Origin of the sequence: Actinoplanes lutulentus (genome assembly GCF_003259845.1) — a bacterium.
Lineage (GTDB): Bacteria > Actinomycetota > Actinomycetes > Mycobacteriales > Micromonosporaceae > Actinoplanes > Actinoplanes lutulentus.
In genome coordinates this window covers 13,921-32,007 of record NZ_QLMJ01000029.1, presented here as the reverse complement: position 1 = coordinate 32,007, position 18,087 = coordinate 13,921, and the positions used below count along the sequence as shown (strand labels likewise).

Below are 18,087 nucleotides of genomic sequence, written 5' to 3'. Positions count from 1 at the left end.
CGCCATAGGTCCGCTCAGCCGGTCAATCCCTCCAGCGCCCGATCCACGGCGGCGGCCAGATCCTCGGGCAGCGCGGCGACGGCCGACAGGGCGTCGAACCGGTCCAGGTAGGACGCGGCGTGCTCCGGATCGGCGCGGATCACATCACCTTTCGCGTCCTCCAGGTACAGCAACTCGCCGTGGCCGGCAGTGGTGAAGCCGAGGATGACGAACGGGCCTTTCACTCCCTCGTGCAGCCCGGCTGAGTACGGCACCACCTGGACGCGTACCCGCGGGTTGGCCGCCAATCCGCGCAGGTGCTCCAGTTGGTCGCGCATGATCTCCGGTCCGGTGCCGGACGCGCCCGCCCACCGGTGCAGCGCGGACTCGTCGATCAGGAAGTGCATCCGTGGCGCGTCGTCGCGATTGAGGATCTCCTGCCGGGCCATCCTGGCCTCCACCAGCGGCCCGAGCTCCGCCGGTGTCGCGAAGAAGCTGAGCACCGCTTCTGCGTACGCCCGGGTCTGCAGCAGGCCGGGGATGACGAACGGCTCGAACGCGCGGATGCTGGAGGCCACTTTCTCGTACTCGACGAGAAGCCTGACCTCCCGGCTCAGCGGGGTGTCGCGGACCGTCAGCGGCTGGACCGCCTGGTACAGATCCTGGACCTGGTCGGTGAGTCCGTAGTGGTCGAGCAAGGTCAGCAGCCGGCCGTCCGTGATCCCGTCGGCGACGGCCTCGACGAGCAGCAGGTCCGCGAGGGGCCAGCCGAGGGCGTCGGCGACCTGTTTCGGGTCCCAGCCCGACTGGATCCGGGTGACCGTGAGTTGTCGCCACAGGGTGAGGCGGTGAGCAGGCGGATCCGTGCCGGCGGTCATGGAATCACCTCCTCCAGGATCTCCTGCGTGGCCTGTTCCCGGCCTTTCAAGATCGGCATCTGCTGGCAGCACCATGCTACCTATGGGTAAGGCGTATCCAGCAGCCATTCCCAGGGCGGGGAAAGCGGAGCCTAAATCTGGGGAGTGCCGCTTTTTCCGGAGGTCGCGTACAATCCTCCGGGTTGGCAAAAATGCTGTGTGAATGCGAATAGCGCGGCCGGTCGGCGCCCAGCTTGCCGTGATTGCTGCATTGGCGCCATCCGACTGTTTTCGCGGAAGAGATCAACCGGCGGGTTGCACCACGACGATCTGGATCGCGCTGGTGGCCGCGACCTCCGTCACCACCGGGCCGGTCTGGTCCCAGTCGGGCAGCCGGGGCAGGCCCAGCTGGCGGATCCCGCGGCGCTCGGCGTCGGCCAGGGCGGCGGTCAGGGCGGTGCGCAGCGCCTGCGGGTCCGGTGGGGTGCCGGCGCGCTGGTGGATGACCAGGTTGTAGACGAGCAGGCCGTCCGGGGCCTTCCAGGACATCAGGCCGCCGAGGCGGAGCATGCCGGCCCGGCAGCGTTCGCGGTATCGGTCGTACATCGCCGGCCAGCGGACGCGGAAGTCGTGGTCCATGACGCCGACGCAGGTCACCGCCTGGGCGAGGGCGGGGAACCCCTGCTCGAAGAGGTCACCGGCACGGGTGTCGACGAGGTCCACGGGCACTCCTCGGGGTGGGCGACGTTGCCGCCTTCCATGATGGAGTGTCCGATCATGTTCCGCATAGGGTCACTCGCCCGATAAGGCGAGAATGATGGTCACGAATGCGAAGAAAAGGGCGACAGTGAGGGCCAGCCCGTTCGCCGGCCGCGGGCTCGGCGGTTGGTACGGGGCGGTCAGCTCGTCGAACTCGTCCGGCCTGTCGCGTCCGCCGGCTCGTAGCCGGTTGCAGATGTCGCGTACGCCGGGGGTGTGCCGGGCCAGCTCCGCCGCGGTGAGCCGGGCCTGTGGTGACGGCACCCGGCCGAGCAGCGTCACGACCTGGTCGTGCACCTCGACGGTGATCCGCTGGCGGTGCAGAACGGGGTCGCCGACGATCCGGGCGATCACCCGGTAGGTGAGCAAGGTGTCGATCTCGGTCTTCACAGCGCGCTCCGTGCCTGGTGACGGCGCCCGAACCGGTACGCCGCCACCGGGCGCGGAGACAAGACCCCAGTCTTGGCCGCCGGCTTGGCGGTCCCGACCCGGTCATGTGACAACCAGATGACGATTGCTGCGGGCGTACCCAATTAGGGCGTACCCAAGAAGGAAGCCGGCGGCGGTCCCGGCTGCCTGGCGTGCGGGTTTTTACGAGGTTGCGGGCTGCTTGGTGCGGGTTGTCGTGGGTTTTTCGGCGGGGCGGCGGGTCAGGACCTGCGGGCCGGTTTCGGTGACGGCGACCGTGTGCTCGGAGTGGGCGGTGCGGGAGCCGTCGGCGGAGCGGATGGTCCAGCCGTCCTTGTCGAACTTGATCTTGTCGGTGGACTTGCAGAACCACGGCTCGATGGCGATCGTGAGGCCGGGTTCGAGCTTCATGCCGCGGCCGGAGCGGCCGTTGTTGGGGATGTGCGGCGCCTCGTGCATGGTGCGGCCGAGGCCGTGGCCGCCGAATTCGAGGTTCACACTGTAGCCGGCGTCGTTGGCGACCTTGCCGATCGCCGCGGAGATGTCGCCCAGCTTGCCGCCCGGCTTGGCTGCCGCGATGCCGGCCTCCAGGGCGATCTCGGTGGTCTCGATCAGCGTGAGGTCGGCGGGGTCGGGGGTGCCGACCACGACCGAGACGGCGGAGTCGGTCACCCAGCCGTCGATGCCGACCGCCATGTCGAGGCTGAGCAGGTCGCCGTCGCGCAGGACGTACTTGTGCGGCAGGCCGTGCAGGACGGCGTCGTTGACCGACAGGCACAGCACGTTGCGGAACGGGCCCCGGCCGAACGACGGCGCGTAGTCCCAGTAGCAGGACTCGGCGCCGCGCTCCTTGATGCGGCGGCGCGCCTGGTGTTCGAGGTCCATCAGGTTCACGCCGACGGCGGCGGCGTCGCGCAGCTCGGCGAGCAATTCGCCGACGAATTGGCCGGTCACGGCCATCTTCGCGATCTCTGCGGCGGACTTCAACTCGATCATGGTGCTCCCTCTCCCGTTGCGGTATTTTTATACCACGTCGGCGTCCGGGAGGTATCCTGCTGGCATGGTTCGCCAACCGCTCACCCCCCAGCAGATCGCCGCGGGCCAGCGTCTCGGGGTCGCGCTCCGGGCCGCGCGAGGCGGACGCAGCCTCGTCGAGGTTGCAGTGGCCGCCGGGATGTCACCGGAGACCCTTCGCAAGATCGAGGCGGGGCGGCTGCCGGCGCCGGCGTTCGGGACCGTCGTGTGTCTGAGCCAGGCGCTCGACGTGCCGCTCAGTGAGCTGGCCGAGGTGTGGCTGGCGGGAATGCCCGTGCGTCAGGCGTCCTGAGGTGGACGAGACCGCGAAAGCTCGCCGGGTGTGGGACAAGGCCGCGCCCGGTTACGACCGGCAGATCGAGTTCCTGGAACGGCACTGGTTCACCGGCGGCCGGGAGTGGATCGGCGCCCGCGCGACCGGCCGGATCCTCGACGTCGGGGTGGGCACCGGGCGCAACCTGCCGTTCTACCCGGCCGGCACCACCGTCACCGGCATCGACCTGAGCCCGGAGATGCTCGCGGTCGCCCGGCGGCAGGCGCGGCGCCCGGTCGAGCTGCACGAGGGTGACGCCGAGAACCTGCCGTTCGCGGACGCGTCGTTCGACACGGTGGTGTGTGCGCTGTCGCTGTGCACGATTCCGCGCCCGCGGGCGGCGCTTGCGGAGGCGAGACGAGTGCTCGCCGGAGGTGGGCGGCTCCTGCTCGTCGACCACATCGCCAGCAGTTGGCCGCCTGTTCGTGCTGGTCAGTGGCTTCTTGAGCGGATCACCGTGCCGACCGCGGGGGAGCACTTCACCCGCCGCCAGCTGCCCCTGGTGGAGCAGGCCGGCTTCACGATCGTCGAGGTTCAGCGTCTCAAAGCCGGCACGATCGAAAGGGTGCATGCTCGGGTGTGACAGTCTCCGCCGTCCCGGACAGGTGGGGGGCATGGAGCACCAAGGATCACCCCGATGAGCGCGGAGGAACGGTTCCGGGCACTGCACCGGGACACCTACGCCGACCTGCTGCGGTTCGTCGAGCGGCGAGTACCGCCCGACGAGGCCGAGGACATCGTCTCGACGGTGTTCATGACCGCGTGGCGGCGGCTCGCCGAACTGCCCGAGGACGCCCGGCCGTGGCTGTTCGCCGTGGCCCGCAGGACGATGGCGAACCAGACCCGCGGCTGGCTGCGACGGAAGGCCCTCGACGTACGCCTCGGCGGCCGGGACAGCCATGTTCCCGACGGCTCGGCCTTCTCCGCGGCCCGCATCGACCTGGAACGGGCCTGGCGTTCGCTGAGCGCCGCCGACCGTGAGGTCCTCGCGCTGGTCGCCTTCGACGGACTCACCTCGGAGCAGGCCGCGACCGTGCTGAACTGCCGCCGGTCGGCGTTCGCGATGCGGCTCGCCCGCGCCCGCAAGCGGCTTCAGGCCGCCCTCGATCCCGCCGCACCCTCCCTCCAGCTCAAGGAGATGAACGCATGAACGACCTCGACCAGCTCAAGGACCTCGACCCGGCGCGTGGCCGTGAGCCCAGCGCGATGGAGTGGACCCGATCGGAGGCGTTCATCGAGCGGGTGATGGCCGGTCCCGCTCCGCGATCGCACGCCCGTCGCTGGCTGACCGCCGGCGCGGTCGCGGTGGCCGCGGGTGCGGTCGCCGCGGTCGCTGTCCCGGCTCTGGTGCCGGGGGTCGCCGAGAAGGCGGTGGCGTCGTGGACCGCGGCGCCGACCGCGCGTACCGGGGACCAGGTGCTGCCCCAGGCACGCGCCTGCGCGGCCGGTGACGTCGGCGGCGTGACCAGCGCGAACGCGGCGGACGTGCTGCTCGCCGAACAGCGCGGCGACGCCACCCTGCTGATCATGAAGAAGGCCGGCGTGATCGTGGAGTGCCTGCTCGTCGACGAGGATCAGGCCGCGTCGATGGGACTGATCGACGCCGACGCGGTGATCGCACCACCGGCCGGCACGGTCAACCTGGAGACGATGAGCTCGCTCGGCGACGGCGACGGCCAGTGGTCGAACATCGTCGGCCTGGTCGGACCGCAGGTCACGGCCGTCGAGGTCAAGCTCGGCAACGGTACGGTCGTGCAGGCCAGCGTGAAGGCCGGCTGGTGGGCGGCGTGGTGGCCGGGCCCCGAGGGCGGCGAGGTCGACACCCTGACCGTGACCGTGCACGCCGGTGACAGGACGACGAGTCACCTGCCGTCGGAACTGCCCTGACAGTTCGCGGTGATGTGCTCCACGATCGCCGCGCGGCCGGCTTTCGCCTCCGGGACCGGCAGCAGCGGGTAGACGTGGATCGCGCCCTCCTGCTCGTGGTACGTCACCTTCGTGGCGGCGGGCAGCCGGTCACGCAGCAGCCGGCAGTCCGGCAGCGTGATGTCGCGGGTGCCGACCAGGACCTGCAGGGGCGGCAGGCCGTCGAGGTCGCCGTGGATCGGGCTCAGCCTGGGGTCGTCGAGCTCCAGGCCCCCGGTCCACGCGTCGGCGATCGGACGCAGGCCGGCGCGGTACAGCCACGGGTCGGTCGGTTCGATCTCGTCGATGCCGGGATTGGACATGGTCAGGTCCAGCCACGGCGCGATCAGGGTGAGGCCGGAGACGGTGCCTGTTCTCTGCTGCGCCGCCAGTAGTGCGAGGCCACCGCCCGCCGAGTCACCGGCCAGGTAAACGGGCTTGCCGATCTTCTTGATGAGCTCGGTGACCAGGGCGAGTGCTTCCAGGCCATGGTGCTTCGGCGACAGGCCGTAGATGGGTACGTGTACCTCGCAGCCCGTCTGCTCGGCGATGTGCCGGATGAGCGACCAGTGCTGGCCGACGATCTCGCTGGTGTAGGCGCCGCCGTGCAGATAGATAACGGCTTTATCTGGATTTTCGCCGATTTTATAAACGGTGAAGCCGTTGATGGTCGAGCTGGTCGCGGCCAGACGCTTCGGCGGCGTCGACGGGCCCTTCGGCTTGTCCAGCGTCCGGCGTCCGGCGGCCTCGGTGACGAACTTCCGCCGGTACACCAGGCGCATCACGTGCGCGACACCGTTCATCTGCCAGCTGACCATGGCGGCAGGTTACGGGGTGTCCCGGCACCCTGACCAGAGCGAACGCGACGACCGAATACCGCCAGACCATTCACGGCCCGCGACAGACGATGGTGGCATGACCACGTTTCAGATCCATGCCCTGCCGCAACAGTCGCTCGACGGCACCCGCCGCAGCGGGCTCGACGTGTCCGGCACCAAGGTCGAGCACCTCGTCGCCACCGGAGGCGAGTCACTGCGGTGCTGTCTGCGCGATGCGACCGCCGGAGAGGAGATCATGCTGTTCGGGTACGAGCCGCCACTTCCCGCCGGCCCGTACCGGGAGATCGGCGCGGTCTTCGCCCATGCCTCGGCCTGCGCCGGGCCGGCAGCGGAGTCCGATTACCCCGCCGGGTGGCACGGGCGCCCCCAGGTCCTGCGTGCTTACGACAAGTACGGCCGGATCCACCCGGCCACCCGGCTGCACGACGGCAGTGATCCGGAAGCCGCGATCAGCGCGGTCCTGGATGATCCGGAGGTGGTGCTGGTGCACAGCCGCAACGTCGCGTACGGATGCTTCATGTTCTCCGCGACCCGCGCCGGCGCGAGGCCTTGAGGTGAGGCGGAGATGACCCTTGGGTGGCATCCCGGATAGGCCTTTCGCCCGGCGCGTTCCAGGCTGGTCTGATGAGCCTCATTGGACAGTTGATGGCCGTGACACTGCTGGTGACACCGGCCGCGCCGGTGCAGAGCCGGCTGGACGCGGTGGTGAGCGAGGGCGCCGTGGGCGCCCTCGCCGAGGTACGCGACGAGCACGGCGTCTGGCGTGGCAGCAGTGGAGTCGCCGAGCTGGGCACCACCCGGAAGGTCCCGGTCGACGGACGTTTCCGGGTCGGCAGCGTCACGAAGGCGTTCGTCGCCACCGTCGTTCTCCAGCTCGTGGCCGAGGGCCGGCTGCGCCTGGACGACCCCGTCGACACGGTGCCCAACGGTGCCACGATCCGGGATCTGCTCGGGCACACCAGCGGCCTGTACGACTACTTCCACACCCTGCCGATGCCGCCGGAACAGGAATTCCTCGACAACCGGTGGCGCACCTGGACCGCCGGCGAACTCATCGCCCGCGCGATGACCCACCCCGCCGGGGAACCGGGCGGTGCCTTCTCCTACTCCAACACCAACTACCTGCTGCTCGGCCAGATCATCGAGAAGGTCACCGGCCGGTCGTATGGCGCGGAGATCGAGCGCCGGATCATCAGTCCGTTGCGACTGCGAGGCACATCGGTGCCGGGGACGTCGCCACGGATTCCAGGACCGCATCCGCACGGTTACGTGCCGACCCTGGACGGCCTGCTCGACTACACCCGGATGAACCCGTCGATCATGGGCGCCAGCGGCGAGATCATCTCCACGACGGCGGACCTCAATCGCTTCTTCCGCGCGCTTCTCGGCGGCGGCCTTCTGCCGCGCCACCTGCTGAGCGAGATGAAGAACCCCCGAGGGTACGGGCTGGGCCTCGCCCGGCACGCCACGTCCTGTGGTGTCCCGGTGTACGGCAGCGACGGCGACGCGCTGACGTACCAGACCTGGTCCTTCACCCAGGAGGACGGAAAGCGGCAGGTGACGGTAGCGCTGACACCGAACTTCCAGGGCGACCCCGACGACGCTGTCGACGCGCTGCTGGACGAGGTCTTCTGCGGCTGAACCACTGCGGCTGAACTACTGCGGGATGTTCCAGGCCTTCAGGGTGAGGTTGAGGACGACGTTCTCGTTCTCGGTCGACATGGAGTCGACGGTGACGAAGACGAGTTTCTGCGGGCGGCCGGACGCCGTCGCCCTCTGATAGTCGGTGATCGCGCACACGGTCATGCCACGCGTCGGCACGATCGGGGAACGGCCCGGGTTGGTGCGGATCGTCTCCTGGCAGTCGTTCGGGGTGGCGGCCGGGCCGGACACCTGCGCCACCGCGAGGGAGGTGTCGATCTGGCCCGGCACTGCACACCCGAAAACGCCGAACTCTGGGTTGTACCCGGTGTTGAGCACCCGGGGCTCGGCGAGGTCGATGTGCATGGCGTCGCCGGCGCCGCACCCGCCCGAGCGGACCCGCAGGTGCTCGCCCTCGTACGCGATCGTGTACTCCGCGGTGGGGCTGACCTCCGACGGCGTCTCGGTGGTGCCGGGATCGACCGCGCCGTCGGCCGGCTCCTCGGCGGGCGTGGCCGCGGTGGTCGGTGCCGGGGTCTCCGGCGCGGGCGCGGCCTCGGTCGCCGCCGGTGCGGCGATCGGCCGTTCGTTGGCCTGTTTCGCCAGGTCGGTGGCCTGGCTGCTGCGGCTCAGCGCGAACGCCGCCAGCCCGACGCCGGCCAGCCCGACGACGAGGGAAAGAGCCGAGACCACCAGGGTGATCACCAGAAGGTAGCTGCGCTGGCGGGTCGCCGGATTCTGGGGACTGGTCACCTGTTCGGCTCCTTCGCGAAAATCATGTGTGGGTGAGACCGGGATCTGTGAAGGTCATTTCGCCGGCCCGCGATTGACAGACCAGTTCGATACGCAATTTCTGTACGCCGGCGACCGGCACGTCGAGATCGGCGGTCTTTCCCCGGGACAATGTGTGCACAGCGGCTTGCCGATCGTCGGCGAAGACCTTCAGCTGCAATTGCGAGTCGTTGTCCGGCGCTTTCGAGACGGCGAGATTCGCGGTAAGGGTCAGATAACGACCGGCGAGGTCATATTGGATCTTGCGTTGCCGGTCGGTGGACAGGCCGGTCGGGCATGCCATGGTGAGGTCCTGCCCGCTTCGCTGGACGGTGCTGCCGCCGATCTCCGCGTCCAGGCCGGCGAGCGCGACGACCTCGTTCGCGGTGGTTGCCGGCTCCGGAGCGGTTGCTGGGCTCGTGGCGGCAACCGGGCTGGTCGCCGCCGGCGGGGTCACCGGCCGGGCGCCGGGATCGGCCGTGTCGGCCGGTGAGTTCGGCTGTACCCAGGCGAAATAGGCGATGACCAGCCCGGCGATCGCCACGCTCAGGCTGATCCCGCCGAAGACGACCTGCATCCAGGTGGACGCGGTGTCCGCCACGGATCTGCCGTCCGGTTGCTCCGGTGGCCGACGCGCCGGCCGGGCCTCGTCGAGTCGGTGTTCACGCATCGGCGGTGGCGCCTAGACGTACCGCACGACGGAACCCGCCATCCGGTCGTGCAGAGTGCGCTGACCCTCGCCGAAGATCATGAAAGCGTCGACCCACGTGTAGACGGAGAACGTGCAGGTGGAGAGCGCGCCGCCGAGCATGCCCTTGATGCAGAACTCGCGCAGCGCCATCCGGCTCCAGTCGAACGGCTCGCCGCTGTGCGGGTCGACGACCACGTGACCCATCAGCCGCTTCCCCGGCGACTGCCCCTGCGACCAGGTGATCAGCGACCAGATGAACCAGCCGATCCCGAACGTCACCAGCATCAACAGGACGTCGAGCAGCGCCGCACCGAACCGCCCGCCCACCGAGACGAGGGGCTGACCAGCCCCGGCCTTCCGGTAACCGGCGGTGTGCTGAGCCCGATGCACCGGTGCCGTCGACGGCGCGTAGGGCTGAACGGCCGCACTGTGCTGCGGCGCCGGGCTGTACTGCGGCTCAGGACTGTACTGGGGCGCTGGACTCGCCGGCTGCCCATATGCCGGCCACTGCTCCGAGGCGTAACCGGGCGAGACGGGGCTATAGCCCGACGATGCAGGGCCATAGCCGGGCGAGGAAGGGCCATAACCGGGAGCGGCCGGCGGATAACCGGACGGAGCCGGTGGATGGACAGGAGGAACGGGAGGGTAAACCGGATCATTTCCGGGCACGGGCGGTTCACTCATCGATCCTCATTCCACGCCACAAATGAGCTGCCAAGATCACAGTGGACAATCCGTTGAGAAGGCCCAGGCTCGCGGAATATTTGCGGGTCGGCAATCAGTCGCACGGGTGGCCGAACCGTACAGTCGGCTGAGATCAGCGGTACCTTTTCTCCGAATCGATCTCACCTATTCGGCAAACGATCACCAGGGGACGGCGGCGTAGTTCTTGAGGAGTACGCCGTGCAGCGGTGATCCGGACTCGCCGCTGATGATGGGGTGGTAGATCCGGGCCGCCGCGTCGATGACGTCCAGGGGTGGCCGCCAGCCGGCGGCGGCGCGGCGTGACTTGCGGGCTGCCGGGTTCTCGTCGGTGATCCAGCCGGTGTCCACGCCGCACATGTGGACCTGGTGGCGGGCCAGGTCGGGTGCGCCGACGCGGGTCAGCATGTTGAGTGCCGCCTTGCTGACCGAGGTGTGCGGATGCCGTTCGGGGCCGGGGCCGTCCTCGCCGAACCAGCCTTCGCGGCCGGTCACGTTCACCACGTAGCGGTGGTGTGTTCCGGGTGCGGTCAGCGATCGGCGCAGGCGGTCGACGAGCAGGAACGGCGCCACGACGTTGACCAGCTGCACTTCGAGCAACTCGACGGGGTCGATCTCGCCGAGCCGGGCGGTCCAGGAGTTCGCGGAGCCGCCGACGATCAGCGCGCCGGTGGCATCGGTCAGCTCGGAGCCGGTCGTGATCGCCACCGTCTCGAGGGCCGCGCTCCACTCCGGAGGTGCGGCGCCGGGCCGATAGCCGGTGACCGTCTCGACGGCTCGGCCGTCGCTCGCGGCCAGCAGTTCCGCCGCCACGAGAGGCTGGTACGCCCAGCTCGGCCGCCGTACCGTCTGGGCCGCGTTGTTGATCAGGATGTCCAGCGGGCGCCCGTTCTCGGCGAGGCGGTCGGCCAGGTCCAGGACCTGGCGGGGGTCCCGCAGGTCGGCGCCGATGACGCGCAGTGACGTCAGCCAGTCGGCGGCGTCCGGTTCCTGGGCGTAACGCCGGGCGGCGTCCGCGGGGAAACGGGTCACCGCGGTGACCTCGGCGCCGCTGCGGAGCAGTTTCAGCGCCACCTGGAAGCCGATCTTGACGCGGCCTCCGGTCACCACCGCACGCCGCCCGTTCAGGTCGGTGACGGCATTGCGGTGCCGGTGGTGCGTGACGGCACAAGCGGGGCAGAGCGCGTGGTAGAACGCGTCGACAGTGCGGTATCGGCCGCGGCACGCGTAGCAGCGCCGATCCCGGCGGGTCAGGCCGCCGTCGCTCGGCTCGGCCGCGGCGACCGGCAGTCCCTCGACGCGGTCCGGTGCGGCGGTGGCGGCCGTGGCGACGGTCGCCCGGTCGTCGGCGGCGGTCTGCCGGCGCCGGTTGGCGCGTCGCTGCTTCTGAGCGTCCTTGAGCAGCCCGTCGACCGCGCGTTGCACCCGTTGGCGGGTGGGGTCGTCGACGGGCAGTTCGCGAACCTCGCCGAGCACCCGCAGGGCTGCCTCGACCTCGTCGGCGTTCATCGTGTTCTCCACCTCGGCTGCTGCGGGGTGACCGGGCCGGATTCGAACCGGCGTCCTCCGAATGAGACGTTCGGCGCGTCGACCTCTGCGCTACCGGCCACCTGGCAAGGGGTGGGACCCGACCGGATTCGAACCGGCGTCCTCCGCCTTTGCAGGGCGGCGCGACTGCCGCTGCGCTACGGGTCCCACCTTGTCCGGCATCGTACCGAAGTTGATCAAAACCAGGCGACCGATTTCCGGCGACCGGCGCGGTTGCGCGTACGGAAAAAGGGGTTTGATCTTGGGGTTGGTGTTGAAAGTCGTGAATCCGACTTCGCTGATGACGAAAATCGAATGTGGACAGGGGGTGCTGGGGTCGACCATGAGGCGTGGATTTCGATCGTGATCAGGTGGGGGCCAGCGCTGCGCGGCTGCGGGAGTGCCGGCAGGAGCTGACGGGATACACGGGTGGCGGGGCGGTCAACGGGTGGACGCCGGTCGCGCAGGAGATGGCGGACGCGTGCCGGGTGCCGCCGGAGGACATCGCCGGGGTGGTGGCGCGGCTCAAGGAGTTGCAGCTGCTGCTGAACCAGTTGCCACCGAGTCCGGAGAAGAGCCGGATCGGGCAGTTCAACACGCTCTATCTGACGATCACCGAGCAGGTCGAGGCGCATCTCGGCGGCAAGGAGGTCACCGACAGGCGGTGGCTCGAGGTGCTGGACGTCGAGTTCGCGCGGCTGTACTTCAAGGCGCTCGCGTCGTGGGGCACGCCGGACATCGACACGCCGGACGCCTGGGAGGTGCTGTTCCGGCGTTCGCACCAGGAGGAGATCAGCACGCTCGAGGCCGCGGTGCTCGGCGTGAACGCGCACATCAACCATGATCTGGCGCTGGCGTTGATCGCGACGTGGGAGCGGCTGGGTTACATCGGGGACGGGCCGCAGCATCCGGATTATCTGCTGGTAAACCGGATCTTCTACAAGGAGATTCCGCCGTTGCGGCGCCGGTTCGCGAACGCCTGGCAGATGGAGATCGACCGGTGTGTGGGTGAGGTGGACGACTGGAGTCAGCGGGTTCTGGTGCGGACCACGCGGGCGTGGGCCTGGGAGCAGGCCGAGCGGTTGTGGGAGCTCAAGGACAACGAGAAGGACTTCCTGCAGGCGTGCACGCTGATGGACCGGGCGGCGACGATCGCGGGGGAGACGTTGCTGCGGGGCGCCGGGATCGTCCGGGTGCTGTGGCTGACGGTGACGGCCCCGGTCAGGAACGTGTGGCGCAAGGTCCGCCGCCGTCAGCCGAAAGCACCGGTGAAGGTCTAGACCCGGAAGCGGGCGACCAGCGTCTGCAGTTCGTTGGCCATCGAGCTCAGCTCGCCGATCGCCTGCCGGGACTGTGCCGCGCCGGCGGTGGTCCGCTCCGACGCGGAGGCCAGGCCTTCGACACCGCCGGCGATGTCTCCGGCGCCGTCGGCCACTGCGGTGATGCTGCGGTTCATCTCGGCGGTCGTCGCCGTCTGCTCCTCCACCGCGGCCGCGATCGTGGCCTGGTGGTCGTTGATCTGCTCGATGACCGCGGTGATCTGGCTGATCGCCTCGACCGCGCCGGCCGTGTCGGCCTGGATGGCGGCGACCCGGCGGGTGATGTCCTCGGTGGCCTTCGCCGTCTCCTGGGCGAGGTCCTTCACCTCGCCGGCGACGACCGCGAAACCCTTGCCCGCGTCGCCGGCGCGAGCGGCTTCGATGGTGGCGTTCAGAGCCAGGAGGTTGGTCTGCTCGGCGATCGCGGTGATCGCCTTGACGACGCTGGCGATCTCGGCGGACGACGCGCCCAGCTTGTCGATGTGTGAGCTGGTGGAGCGGGCGACCGCGACGGCCTGACCGGCGACCTCGGCGGCCAGGGCGGTGCTCTGCGAGATCTCCCGGATGGATTCGGACATCTCCTGCGCGCCGGCGGCAACCGCGCCGACGTTCGACGAGACCTCGGCGGCGGTGTCGGACACGCCGCGGGCCTGTTCGGACGAGCCCCGGGCGGTGTCGGCGATGGCTCCGGCCGCGGAGGTCATCTCCTCGGCGGCGGTCGCCAGGGTGCTCGCCGACGTGGCGGCCTGGGCGACGACCGTACGCATGTTGCCCTGTGCCTCGTCCAGAGCTCGCGCCATCTGACCGACCTCGTCGCCGGAGGTGACGTCGGCGGTGACCGTGAGGTCGCCGCCGGCCATCGCGCGCAGCGCGGTGCGCACCTTCAGCAGCGGCCGGGTGATCGAGGTGACGATGATGCGGGCCAGTACGCAGAGCAGCAATGCGGCGGCGAGGGCGGTACCGAGCAGGATCATCTGGGCGCGGTCGCGGCTGGAGGCGGCGTCACCTTCGGCGGCGGCTACGGTGGCGGCGAACAGGGCGCGTTCGTTGGCCAGCACCGCGCTGGTGAGGTAATTGTCGACGTCGATCTGTTCCCAGGCGAGGCGGGCACCGTCCTGGTCGGCCTCGGCGCCGGCGACGAAGCGTTCGATGACGTCGCTGTAATCGGTGTACGCGGTCTGGATCCGGCCGACCGCGTCGTCGAGTTCGCTGGGCAGCGCGACAGCGGCGAGTTCGGTGAGCAGCGTGTTCGCCTCGGTGAGGTCGGCTTCGAGCAGGGTGGTCTGCGCGGACGGATCATCGCGGGTGATCGACTGCAGGCCGTTGACCTTGAGGTCGCCGGCGATGCGGTCCAGGCGCAGCACGAGGGTGCTGGCGTTGTTGAGGTTGGCGAGCTTGTCGGCGGTGTCCGCGGCGACGTGATTGGTGTACAGGGTGACGCCGACGCAGGTGCCGACGGCGAGCAGACCGGCCGTGACCAGGCCGGTGAGCTTCGCCCAGACCGGGGTGTCGCTGAACATCGTCACGCTCCGATCTGAGCGGCGGTGTAGTAGCCGCCGTCGATGAGAACCCGCTTGTAGTTGGACTTGTCGACGTTGACCGGCTGGAGCAGGAACGTGGGCACGGTCTTGACGCCGTTGTTGTACTGCTCGGTGTCGTTGATCATGGGTTCTTCGTCGCTGAGCACGGCGTCGGTCATCTGGACGGCGACTTTGGCGAGTTCCCGGGTGTCCTTGTAGACGGTCTCGGTCTGCTTGCCGGAGGCGATGAGTTTGACGGAGTCGAGTTCGGCGTCCTGGCCGGTGATGACCGGCAGTTTCTTCGTCCCGAACGCGGTCAGGATGCCGCGGGTGATGCCGTCGTAGGGGGAGAGGACGGCGTCGACCTGGTGACCCTGTTTCAGGATGCGGGCCATGCGTTTCTGGGCCACGGCGCCGTCCCAGCGCATGGTGGCGACCTCGGCGAATTTCGTCTCGCCGCTGCGCACGTCGAGGCGACCCTTTTTTATGTACGGGGTGAGAACGCTCATCGCGCCGTTGAAGAAGAACGTGGCGTTGTTGTCGTCTGGGGAGCCGGCAAAAAGCTCAAGATTGTACGACTTATCGTTGTTCTTCAGCTTGAGCGCGTCAACAATCGACGTGGCCTGCTCGACGCCGACTTTGTAATTGTCGAACGTGGCGTAGTAATCGACATCGCCGCTGTCCCGGATCAACCGGTCATAGGCGATAACGGGAATATCGGCACCTGCTGCTTTTGCCAGCACACTCTTCAGCGCCGTCCCGTCGATCGCCCCGACGACCAGAGCGCTCACCTTCGCCGTGATCATGTCGTCGATCTGCGACACCTGAACGTCGACGTCGTCATCGGCGTACTGCATGTCCGTGCGATACCCGAGCAACTCGAACTGCTTGACCATGTTCTCGCCGTCGGCGATCCACCGTTCGGACGCCTTGGTCGGCATGGCGAGCCCGACGATGCCGCGCTCCGGGGCGGAGACCGCGGTCTCCTCGCTGCCGCACCCGGCCGTCGCCGTCATCAGGGCCGCCGTCGTGACCAGAACCGCCCACCGTGTGAACACCCGTGCCTCCGGGATTCGTACCGCTTCCGCTGGGTTGCTGATCGGCAGCGAATCGCCCGGATTTAGTGTCAGCTGTCGTTCTTGTGGCACCGGGCGTTTACTCGCATAGATGCCAGAGAAGGCCCTGAAGGGGGAAAGACATGCTGGTTCGCTCCGCACGCTGGCTGGCCGCACCCGTGGTAGCAGGCCTGATAGCCGCCGCCGGTCTGATCCTGATCAACCCGGTCACCGACGCCACTGCCGAACAGCAGGGCCGCAGCCGGCCCGCCGCACGCAACGTCATCTTCATCAACGGCGACGGCATGGCCGCCGCCCACCGCGAGGCCGCCCGCCTGTTCTACGCGGGTCTGAACGGCCGGCTGGTGATGGATCAGCTGCCGTACTCGGGTCAGCTCACCACCAGCCCCGATGATCCCGAGACGGCGATCACCGACTCGGCGGCCGGGGCGAGCGCCTGGGCGACCGGCGTGGCCACCTACAACGGCGCGATCAGCGTCGACACCGACGGCAACCCGCTGCCCACCCTCGGCGCGCAGGCGAAAGCCGCCGGCAAGGCGACCGGCCTGGTGACGACCGCCCAGGTGACCGACGCCAGCCCCGCGGCATTCTTCTCGAACGCGGTCGACCGGGCCGCACAGGACGATATCGCCCGTCAATACCTGGAGAGATCAAAACCGGACGTCATCCTCGGCGGCGGTGAGGACTGGTGGCTGCCGGCGGGCACCCCCGGCGCGTACCCGGACCAGCCCGCCGAAGACCCTGCGGAGGGCAGCCGCAGCACCAAGGGCAACCTGATCAATCAGGCGAAGGCGGCCGGCTACCAGTACGTCTCCACGCCGCGGCAGCTCGCCGCCGCACGCCCGGGCAAACTGCTCGGCCTTTTCGCCAACCAGGAGATGTTCCAGCAGCGTGTCGAGGGTGCGGGCGACATCTACAGCCCCGTCGTCAGCCTGTCGGCCATGACGAAGAAGGCCTTGGAGAACCTGTCCGCCGACCGCGACGGCTTCTTCCTGCTCATCGAGGAGGAGGCGGTCGACGAGTTCGCCCACAACAACAACGCCCGCCGCACCTTGCAGGCCATGGGTGAACTGGACAAAGCGGTCGCGGTCGCCCGGGCATATGCCGCGAACCACCGCGACACCCTGGTTGTGGTGACCGGCGATCACGAGACCGGTGGCCTGGCGATCGAGGATGTTGACGCCGCCGACGAGTCCGTCGACGAAGACGGCCCGTTCCCCGTGCACGGCACCGACTTCCAGTTCTTCGTCGACTGGACCACCAAGAGCCACACCGGCCAATCAGTTCCGGTCACGGCTTTCGGCCCGGGCGCGGAGCGCTTCACCGGCCAGCACCCGAACACCTACGTCCACGAGATACTTCAACCCCTTTTTTAGTACGCGTTTCGCCGTGCGGATATCGTGACTCGCCAATAGGCAGAATCGACGGGGGAGATTCAGTGGGGATGCGAATCATCATTGCCATCGCCGTGGCCGGCGTGACGACGCTGGCCCTGGCCGGCTGCCCGTCGTCCAGTTCGTCGGAACCGGTCTGCGATCAGTCCGTCGCAGGCCGGACCGCATGCGACGACGTCGACAACGAGGTCAGCCGTTCGTGAAACTCGCTCGGTAATCGGTCGGCGTCCGGCCCGTCAGCTGCCGGAACGCCGCATTGAACGCCGACAATGAGGTGTAACCCACCCCGAAAGCGACAGTGGTGATCGGGGTGTCCCCGGCGGCCAGCTCCTCGATGGCCCGCAACACCCGCATCCGCCGCAGAACGGCCCGCCACGTCATCCCGGTCTCGTCCTCGAACCGCCGGGCGAGCGACCGTGGCGCCAGCCCGACGGCGTACGCGATCTGCTCGAAGCTGATGTGCTCGCCGAGCCGCTGTTCGGTCAGCGTGATGGCGTCGCGGAGTTCCGGCGATCGCCCCGCCGGGACGACGACCGGGCTGGGCGACTCGGCGAGCCGCCAGGTGACGGCGGCGAGCGCGCCGAACAGCGTCTCCGCGTACGGCTCCTCGGTGGTGCCGTGGCTCCCGCATTCGTGCAGAAGCGCCCGGGCGAGCGGGCTGAGGTCGAAGACGGTCAGGGCGCTCGGCGGCGCGGGCACGAACGCCGGGTCGAACAGCACCGACGCGGTCGTCACCGGCTGCGGGATGCTGACCCGGATGGCCCGGCCCGCCTCGATGAGCGCGGCCCGGGCCGGCGGCAGGAGCCAGGCCTGTCCGTCGGCTTCGAGCCGCAGCGCACCGTCCGAGGCGCAGAGCAGATAGTGCTGATCGACCCGCAGGTCCCGGGGCGGCTCCCGCGGGAACGTGCGGACGAAGCTGTACGCCTTCGGGCTCATACCTCCAGGATCTCTGCCCGGAATCGCCGGCTGGTCGGCGCCCCGGTCATCAGCGGCCGCAGAACAGCGCCCGATCGTACGAACGACTCAGAAGCCTGATAGCCGGCGAAGGATGCCTCGTCCGTCCACTCGTGGACCAGAGTGACGTGGTGCTGGTCCTCCCGGGATTCGTAGATCCGGAAGGCGAGGTTGCCCGGCATGGCCCGGACCTCGTCGCGTTCCTTGTCGAGCTGTGCGAGCGCGGCGGGCCGGTCGGCGGCCGAGGTCTGAAAATCAACGATGGCGATGAACATGCGTCGATCCTCACGCGGCGAGGGCCCGATCGTCTCCCGTCAGCCGGACAGGTTTGCGCTCGCATCTGACGTGGTTTGAGGGTTCATCCGAACTTCTTCGGGAGAGTCATGCCAAGTGTCAA

The 18,087-nt window shown here is 68.9% G+C and carries 22 protein-coding genes and 2 tRNA genes; 9 read left to right on the top strand and 15 right to left on the bottom strand.

What is annotated here, in order from left to right:
- Positions 1-14 precede the first annotated feature (14 nt).
- The 4 genes from B0I29_RS42465 to map all read right to left on the bottom strand — a co-directional run bounded on the left by B0I29_RS42465 (position 15) and on the right by map (position 2,999).
- Positions 15-857, bottom strand: a complete 843-nt coding sequence (locus B0I29_RS42465) for a DUF5753 domain-containing protein (RefSeq protein WP_111654850.1) — start codon at positions 855-857, stop codon at positions 15-17.
- Between the two features lie 282 nt (positions 858-1,139).
- Positions 1,140-1,559, bottom strand: a complete 420-nt coding sequence (locus B0I29_RS42460; RefSeq protein WP_111654849.1) for a macro domain-containing protein — start codon at positions 1,557-1,559, stop codon at positions 1,140-1,142.
- A gap of 69 nt (positions 1,560-1,628) precedes the next feature.
- Complete coding sequence (locus tag B0I29_RS42455) at positions 1,629-1,985, bottom strand: BON domain-containing protein (RefSeq protein ID WP_111654848.1); 357 nt, start codon at positions 1,983-1,985, stop codon at positions 1,629-1,631.
- Between the two features lie 201 nt (positions 1,986-2,186).
- Positions 2,187-2,999, bottom strand: a complete 813-nt coding sequence (gene map / locus B0I29_RS42450) for a type I methionyl aminopeptidase (protein ID WP_111654847.1) — start codon at positions 2,997-2,999, stop codon at positions 2,187-2,189.
- A gap of 64 nt (positions 3,000-3,063) precedes the next feature.
- On the opposite strand from map, the gene B0I29_RS42445 reads away from it, so the two are divergent.
- The 4 genes from B0I29_RS42445 to B0I29_RS42430 are packed head-to-tail and all read left to right on the top strand — an operon-like array spanning position 3,064 to position 5,238.
- Entirely contained in the window at positions 3,064-3,330 is a 267-nt protein-coding gene (locus B0I29_RS42445) for a helix-turn-helix domain-containing protein (protein ID WP_111654918.1), read from the top strand.
- A gap of 1 nt (position 3,331) precedes the next feature.
- Positions 3,332-3,934, top strand: coding sequence for a class I SAM-dependent methyltransferase (locus tag B0I29_RS42440; protein WP_111654846.1), 603 nt, complete (start codon positions 3,332-3,334; stop codon positions 3,932-3,934).
- A gap of 54 nt (positions 3,935-3,988) precedes the next feature.
- Positions 3,989-4,501: an RNA polymerase sigma factor gene (locus tag B0I29_RS42435; protein WP_111654845.1), complete on the top strand. Its 513-nt coding sequence runs from the start codon at positions 3,989-3,991 to the stop codon at positions 4,499-4,501.
- Positions 4,498-5,238: a hypothetical protein gene (locus tag B0I29_RS42430; RefSeq protein ID WP_111654844.1), complete on the top strand. Its 741-nt coding sequence runs from the start codon at positions 4,498-4,500 to the stop codon at positions 5,236-5,238. Before B0I29_RS42435 ends, B0I29_RS42430 begins: the two co-directional genes overlap by 4 nt.
- On the opposite strand, the gene B0I29_RS42425 is transcribed toward B0I29_RS42430, so the two are convergent.
- Entirely contained in the window at positions 5,214-6,074 is an 861-nt protein-coding gene (locus B0I29_RS42425) for an alpha/beta fold hydrolase (RefSeq protein WP_111654843.1), read from the bottom strand. The genes B0I29_RS42430 and B0I29_RS42425 overlap by 25 nt on opposite strands.
- 97 nt (positions 6,075-6,171) lie before the next feature.
- Between B0I29_RS42425 and B0I29_RS42420 the strand changes: the two genes are divergently transcribed.
- Both B0I29_RS42420 and B0I29_RS42415 read left to right on the top strand, forming a co-directional pair.
- On the top strand, positions 6,172-6,648 hold the full coding sequence (locus B0I29_RS42420; protein WP_111654842.1) for a DUF1203 domain-containing protein: 477 nt from the start codon (positions 6,172-6,174) through the stop codon (positions 6,646-6,648).
- Between the two features lie 71 nt (positions 6,649-6,719).
- Positions 6,720-7,736, top strand: coding sequence for a serine hydrolase domain-containing protein (locus B0I29_RS42415; RefSeq protein ID WP_111654841.1), 1,017 nt, complete (start codon positions 6,720-6,722; stop codon positions 7,734-7,736).
- A gap of 15 nt (positions 7,737-7,751) precedes the next feature.
- Here B0I29_RS42415 and B0I29_RS46200 read toward each other — a convergent pair whose 3' ends face one another.
- From B0I29_RS46200 to B0I29_RS42385, 6 genes are all read right to left on the bottom strand, one after another.
- Positions 7,752-8,489 (bottom strand): hypothetical protein, encoded by a 738-nt coding sequence (locus B0I29_RS46200; protein WP_181558260.1) that lies wholly within the window; start codon positions 8,487-8,489, stop codon positions 7,752-7,754.
- A 22-nt stretch (positions 8,490-8,511) separates the two neighbouring features.
- Positions 8,512-9,177: an NPCBM/NEW2 domain-containing protein gene (locus B0I29_RS42405; RefSeq protein ID WP_146617078.1), complete on the bottom strand. Its 666-nt coding sequence runs from the start codon at positions 9,175-9,177 to the stop codon at positions 8,512-8,514.
- 12 nt (positions 9,178-9,189) lie between these two features.
- Entirely contained in the window at positions 9,190-9,588 is a 399-nt protein-coding gene (locus tag B0I29_RS42400; RefSeq protein WP_111654839.1) for an RDD family protein, read from the bottom strand.
- A 474-nt stretch (positions 9,589-10,062) separates the two neighbouring features.
- Positions 10,063-11,409 carry an SDR family NAD(P)-dependent oxidoreductase gene (locus B0I29_RS42395; RefSeq protein WP_111654917.1) on the bottom strand — a complete coding sequence of 449 codons (1,347 nt, stop codon included), beginning with the start codon at positions 11,407-11,409 and terminating at the stop codon, positions 10,063-10,065.
- 27 nt (positions 11,410-11,436) lie between these two features.
- Positions 11,437-11,509 (bottom strand) — tRNA-Arg (locus tag B0I29_RS42390).
- Positions 11,510-11,522: 13 nt separating this feature from the next.
- Positions 11,523-11,595, bottom strand: a tRNA-Cys gene (locus B0I29_RS42385).
- A 203-nt stretch (positions 11,596-11,798) separates the two neighbouring features.
- Here B0I29_RS42385 and B0I29_RS42380 point away from each other — a divergent pair.
- A complete protein-coding gene (locus B0I29_RS42380) occupies positions 11,799-12,707 on the top strand; it encodes a DUF5995 family protein (RefSeq protein WP_245973180.1) in 909 nt (302 codons plus the stop codon).
- Here the strand turns inward: B0I29_RS42380 and B0I29_RS47645 are convergent.
- Both B0I29_RS47645 and chvE read right to left on the bottom strand, forming a co-directional pair.
- Positions 12,704-14,266 (bottom strand): methyl-accepting chemotaxis protein, encoded by a 1,563-nt coding sequence (locus B0I29_RS47645; protein WP_111654837.1) that lies wholly within the window; start codon positions 14,264-14,266, stop codon positions 12,704-12,706. The two genes, B0I29_RS42380 and B0I29_RS47645, sit on opposite strands and share 4 nt — an antisense overlap.
- Before the next feature lie 2 nt (positions 14,267-14,268).
- Positions 14,269-15,324: a multiple monosaccharide ABC transporter substrate-binding protein gene (gene chvE, locus B0I29_RS42370; protein ID WP_220091579.1), complete on the bottom strand. Its 1,056-nt coding sequence runs from the start codon at positions 15,322-15,324 to the stop codon at positions 14,269-14,271.
- Between the two features lie 140 nt (positions 15,325-15,464).
- On the opposite strand from chvE, the gene B0I29_RS42365 reads away from it, so the two are divergent.
- Together B0I29_RS42365 and B0I29_RS46195 are read left to right on the top strand one after the other, a co-directional pair.
- On the top strand, positions 15,465-16,718 hold the full coding sequence (locus B0I29_RS42365) for an alkaline phosphatase (RefSeq protein ID WP_111654836.1): 1,254 nt from the start codon (positions 15,465-15,467) through the stop codon (positions 16,716-16,718).
- Positions 16,719-16,786: 68 nt separating this feature from the next.
- Positions 16,787-16,939: a hypothetical protein gene (locus B0I29_RS46195; protein WP_181558259.1), complete on the top strand. Its 153-nt coding sequence runs from the start codon at positions 16,787-16,789 to the stop codon at positions 16,937-16,939.
- Here B0I29_RS46195 and B0I29_RS42360 read toward each other — a convergent pair.
- Together B0I29_RS42360 and B0I29_RS42355 are read right to left on the bottom strand one after the other, a co-directional pair.
- Positions 16,926-17,672 (bottom strand): AraC family transcriptional regulator, encoded by a 747-nt coding sequence (locus B0I29_RS42360; protein ID WP_111654835.1) that lies wholly within the window; start codon positions 17,670-17,672, stop codon positions 16,926-16,928. The two genes, B0I29_RS46195 and B0I29_RS42360, sit on opposite strands and share 14 nt — an antisense overlap.
- The gene (locus tag B0I29_RS42355) at positions 17,669-17,965 is read right to left on the bottom strand and encodes a putative quinol monooxygenase (RefSeq protein WP_111654834.1); all 297 of its coding nucleotides are present in this window, start codon (positions 17,963-17,965) and stop codon (positions 17,669-17,671) included. The genes B0I29_RS42360 and B0I29_RS42355 overlap by 4 nt, the downstream gene beginning before the upstream one ends.
- Between the last annotated feature and the right edge of the window lie 122 nt (positions 17,966-18,087).

What these genes read in the sequence shown, in the direction of transcription:
- B0I29_RS42415 (WP_111654841.1), top strand. Translation starts at nt 6,720, where the DNA reads ATGAGCCTCATTGGACAGTTGATGGCCGTGACACTGCTGGTGACACCG.
- map (WP_111654847.1), bottom strand. Translation starts at nt 2,999, where the DNA reads ATGATCGAGTTGAAGTCCGCCGCAGAGATCGCGAAGATGGCCGTGACC.
- B0I29_RS42405 (WP_146617078.1), bottom strand. Translation starts at nt 9,177, where the DNA reads ATGCGTGAACACCGACTCGACGAGGCCCGGCCGGCGCGTCGGCCACCG.
- B0I29_RS42395 (WP_111654917.1), bottom strand. Translation starts at nt 11,409, where the DNA reads ATGAACGCCGACGAGGTCGAGGCAGCCCTGCGGGTGCTCGGCGAGGTT.
- B0I29_RS42430 (WP_111654844.1), top strand. Translation starts at nt 4,498, where the DNA reads ATGAACGACCTCGACCAGCTCAAGGACCTCGACCCGGCGCGTGGCCGT.
- B0I29_RS42435 (WP_111654845.1), top strand. Translation starts at nt 3,989, where the DNA reads ATGAGCGCGGAGGAACGGTTCCGGGCACTGCACCGGGACACCTACGCC.
- B0I29_RS42360 (WP_111654835.1), bottom strand. Translation starts at nt 17,672, where the DNA reads ATGAGCCCGAAGGCGTACAGCTTCGTCCGCACGTTCCCGCGGGAGCCG.
- B0I29_RS47645 (WP_111654837.1), bottom strand. Translation starts at nt 14,266, where the DNA reads ATGTTCAGCGACACCCCGGTCTGGGCGAAGCTCACCGGCCTGGTCACG.
- B0I29_RS42465 (WP_111654850.1), bottom strand. Translation starts at nt 857, where the DNA reads ATGACCGCCGGCACGGATCCGCCTGCTCACCGCCTCACCCTGTGGCGA.
- B0I29_RS42445 (WP_111654918.1), top strand. Translation starts at nt 3,064, where the DNA reads ATGGTTCGCCAACCGCTCACCCCCCAGCAGATCGCCGCGGGCCAGCGT.
- B0I29_RS42420 (WP_111654842.1), top strand. Translation starts at nt 6,172, where the DNA reads ATGACCACGTTTCAGATCCATGCCCTGCCGCAACAGTCGCTCGACGGC.
- B0I29_RS46195 (WP_181558259.1), top strand. Translation starts at nt 16,787, where the DNA reads ATGCGAATCATCATTGCCATCGCCGTGGCCGGCGTGACGACGCTGGCC.
- B0I29_RS42365 (WP_111654836.1), top strand. Translation starts at nt 15,465, where the DNA reads ATGCTGGTTCGCTCCGCACGCTGGCTGGCCGCACCCGTGGTAGCAGGC.
- B0I29_RS42425 (WP_111654843.1), bottom strand. Translation starts at nt 6,074, where the DNA reads ATGGTCAGCTGGCAGATGAACGGTGTCGCGCACGTGATGCGCCTGGTG.
- B0I29_RS42355 (WP_111654834.1), bottom strand. Translation starts at nt 17,965, where the DNA reads ATGTTCATCGCCATCGTTGATTTTCAGACCTCGGCCGCCGACCGGCCC.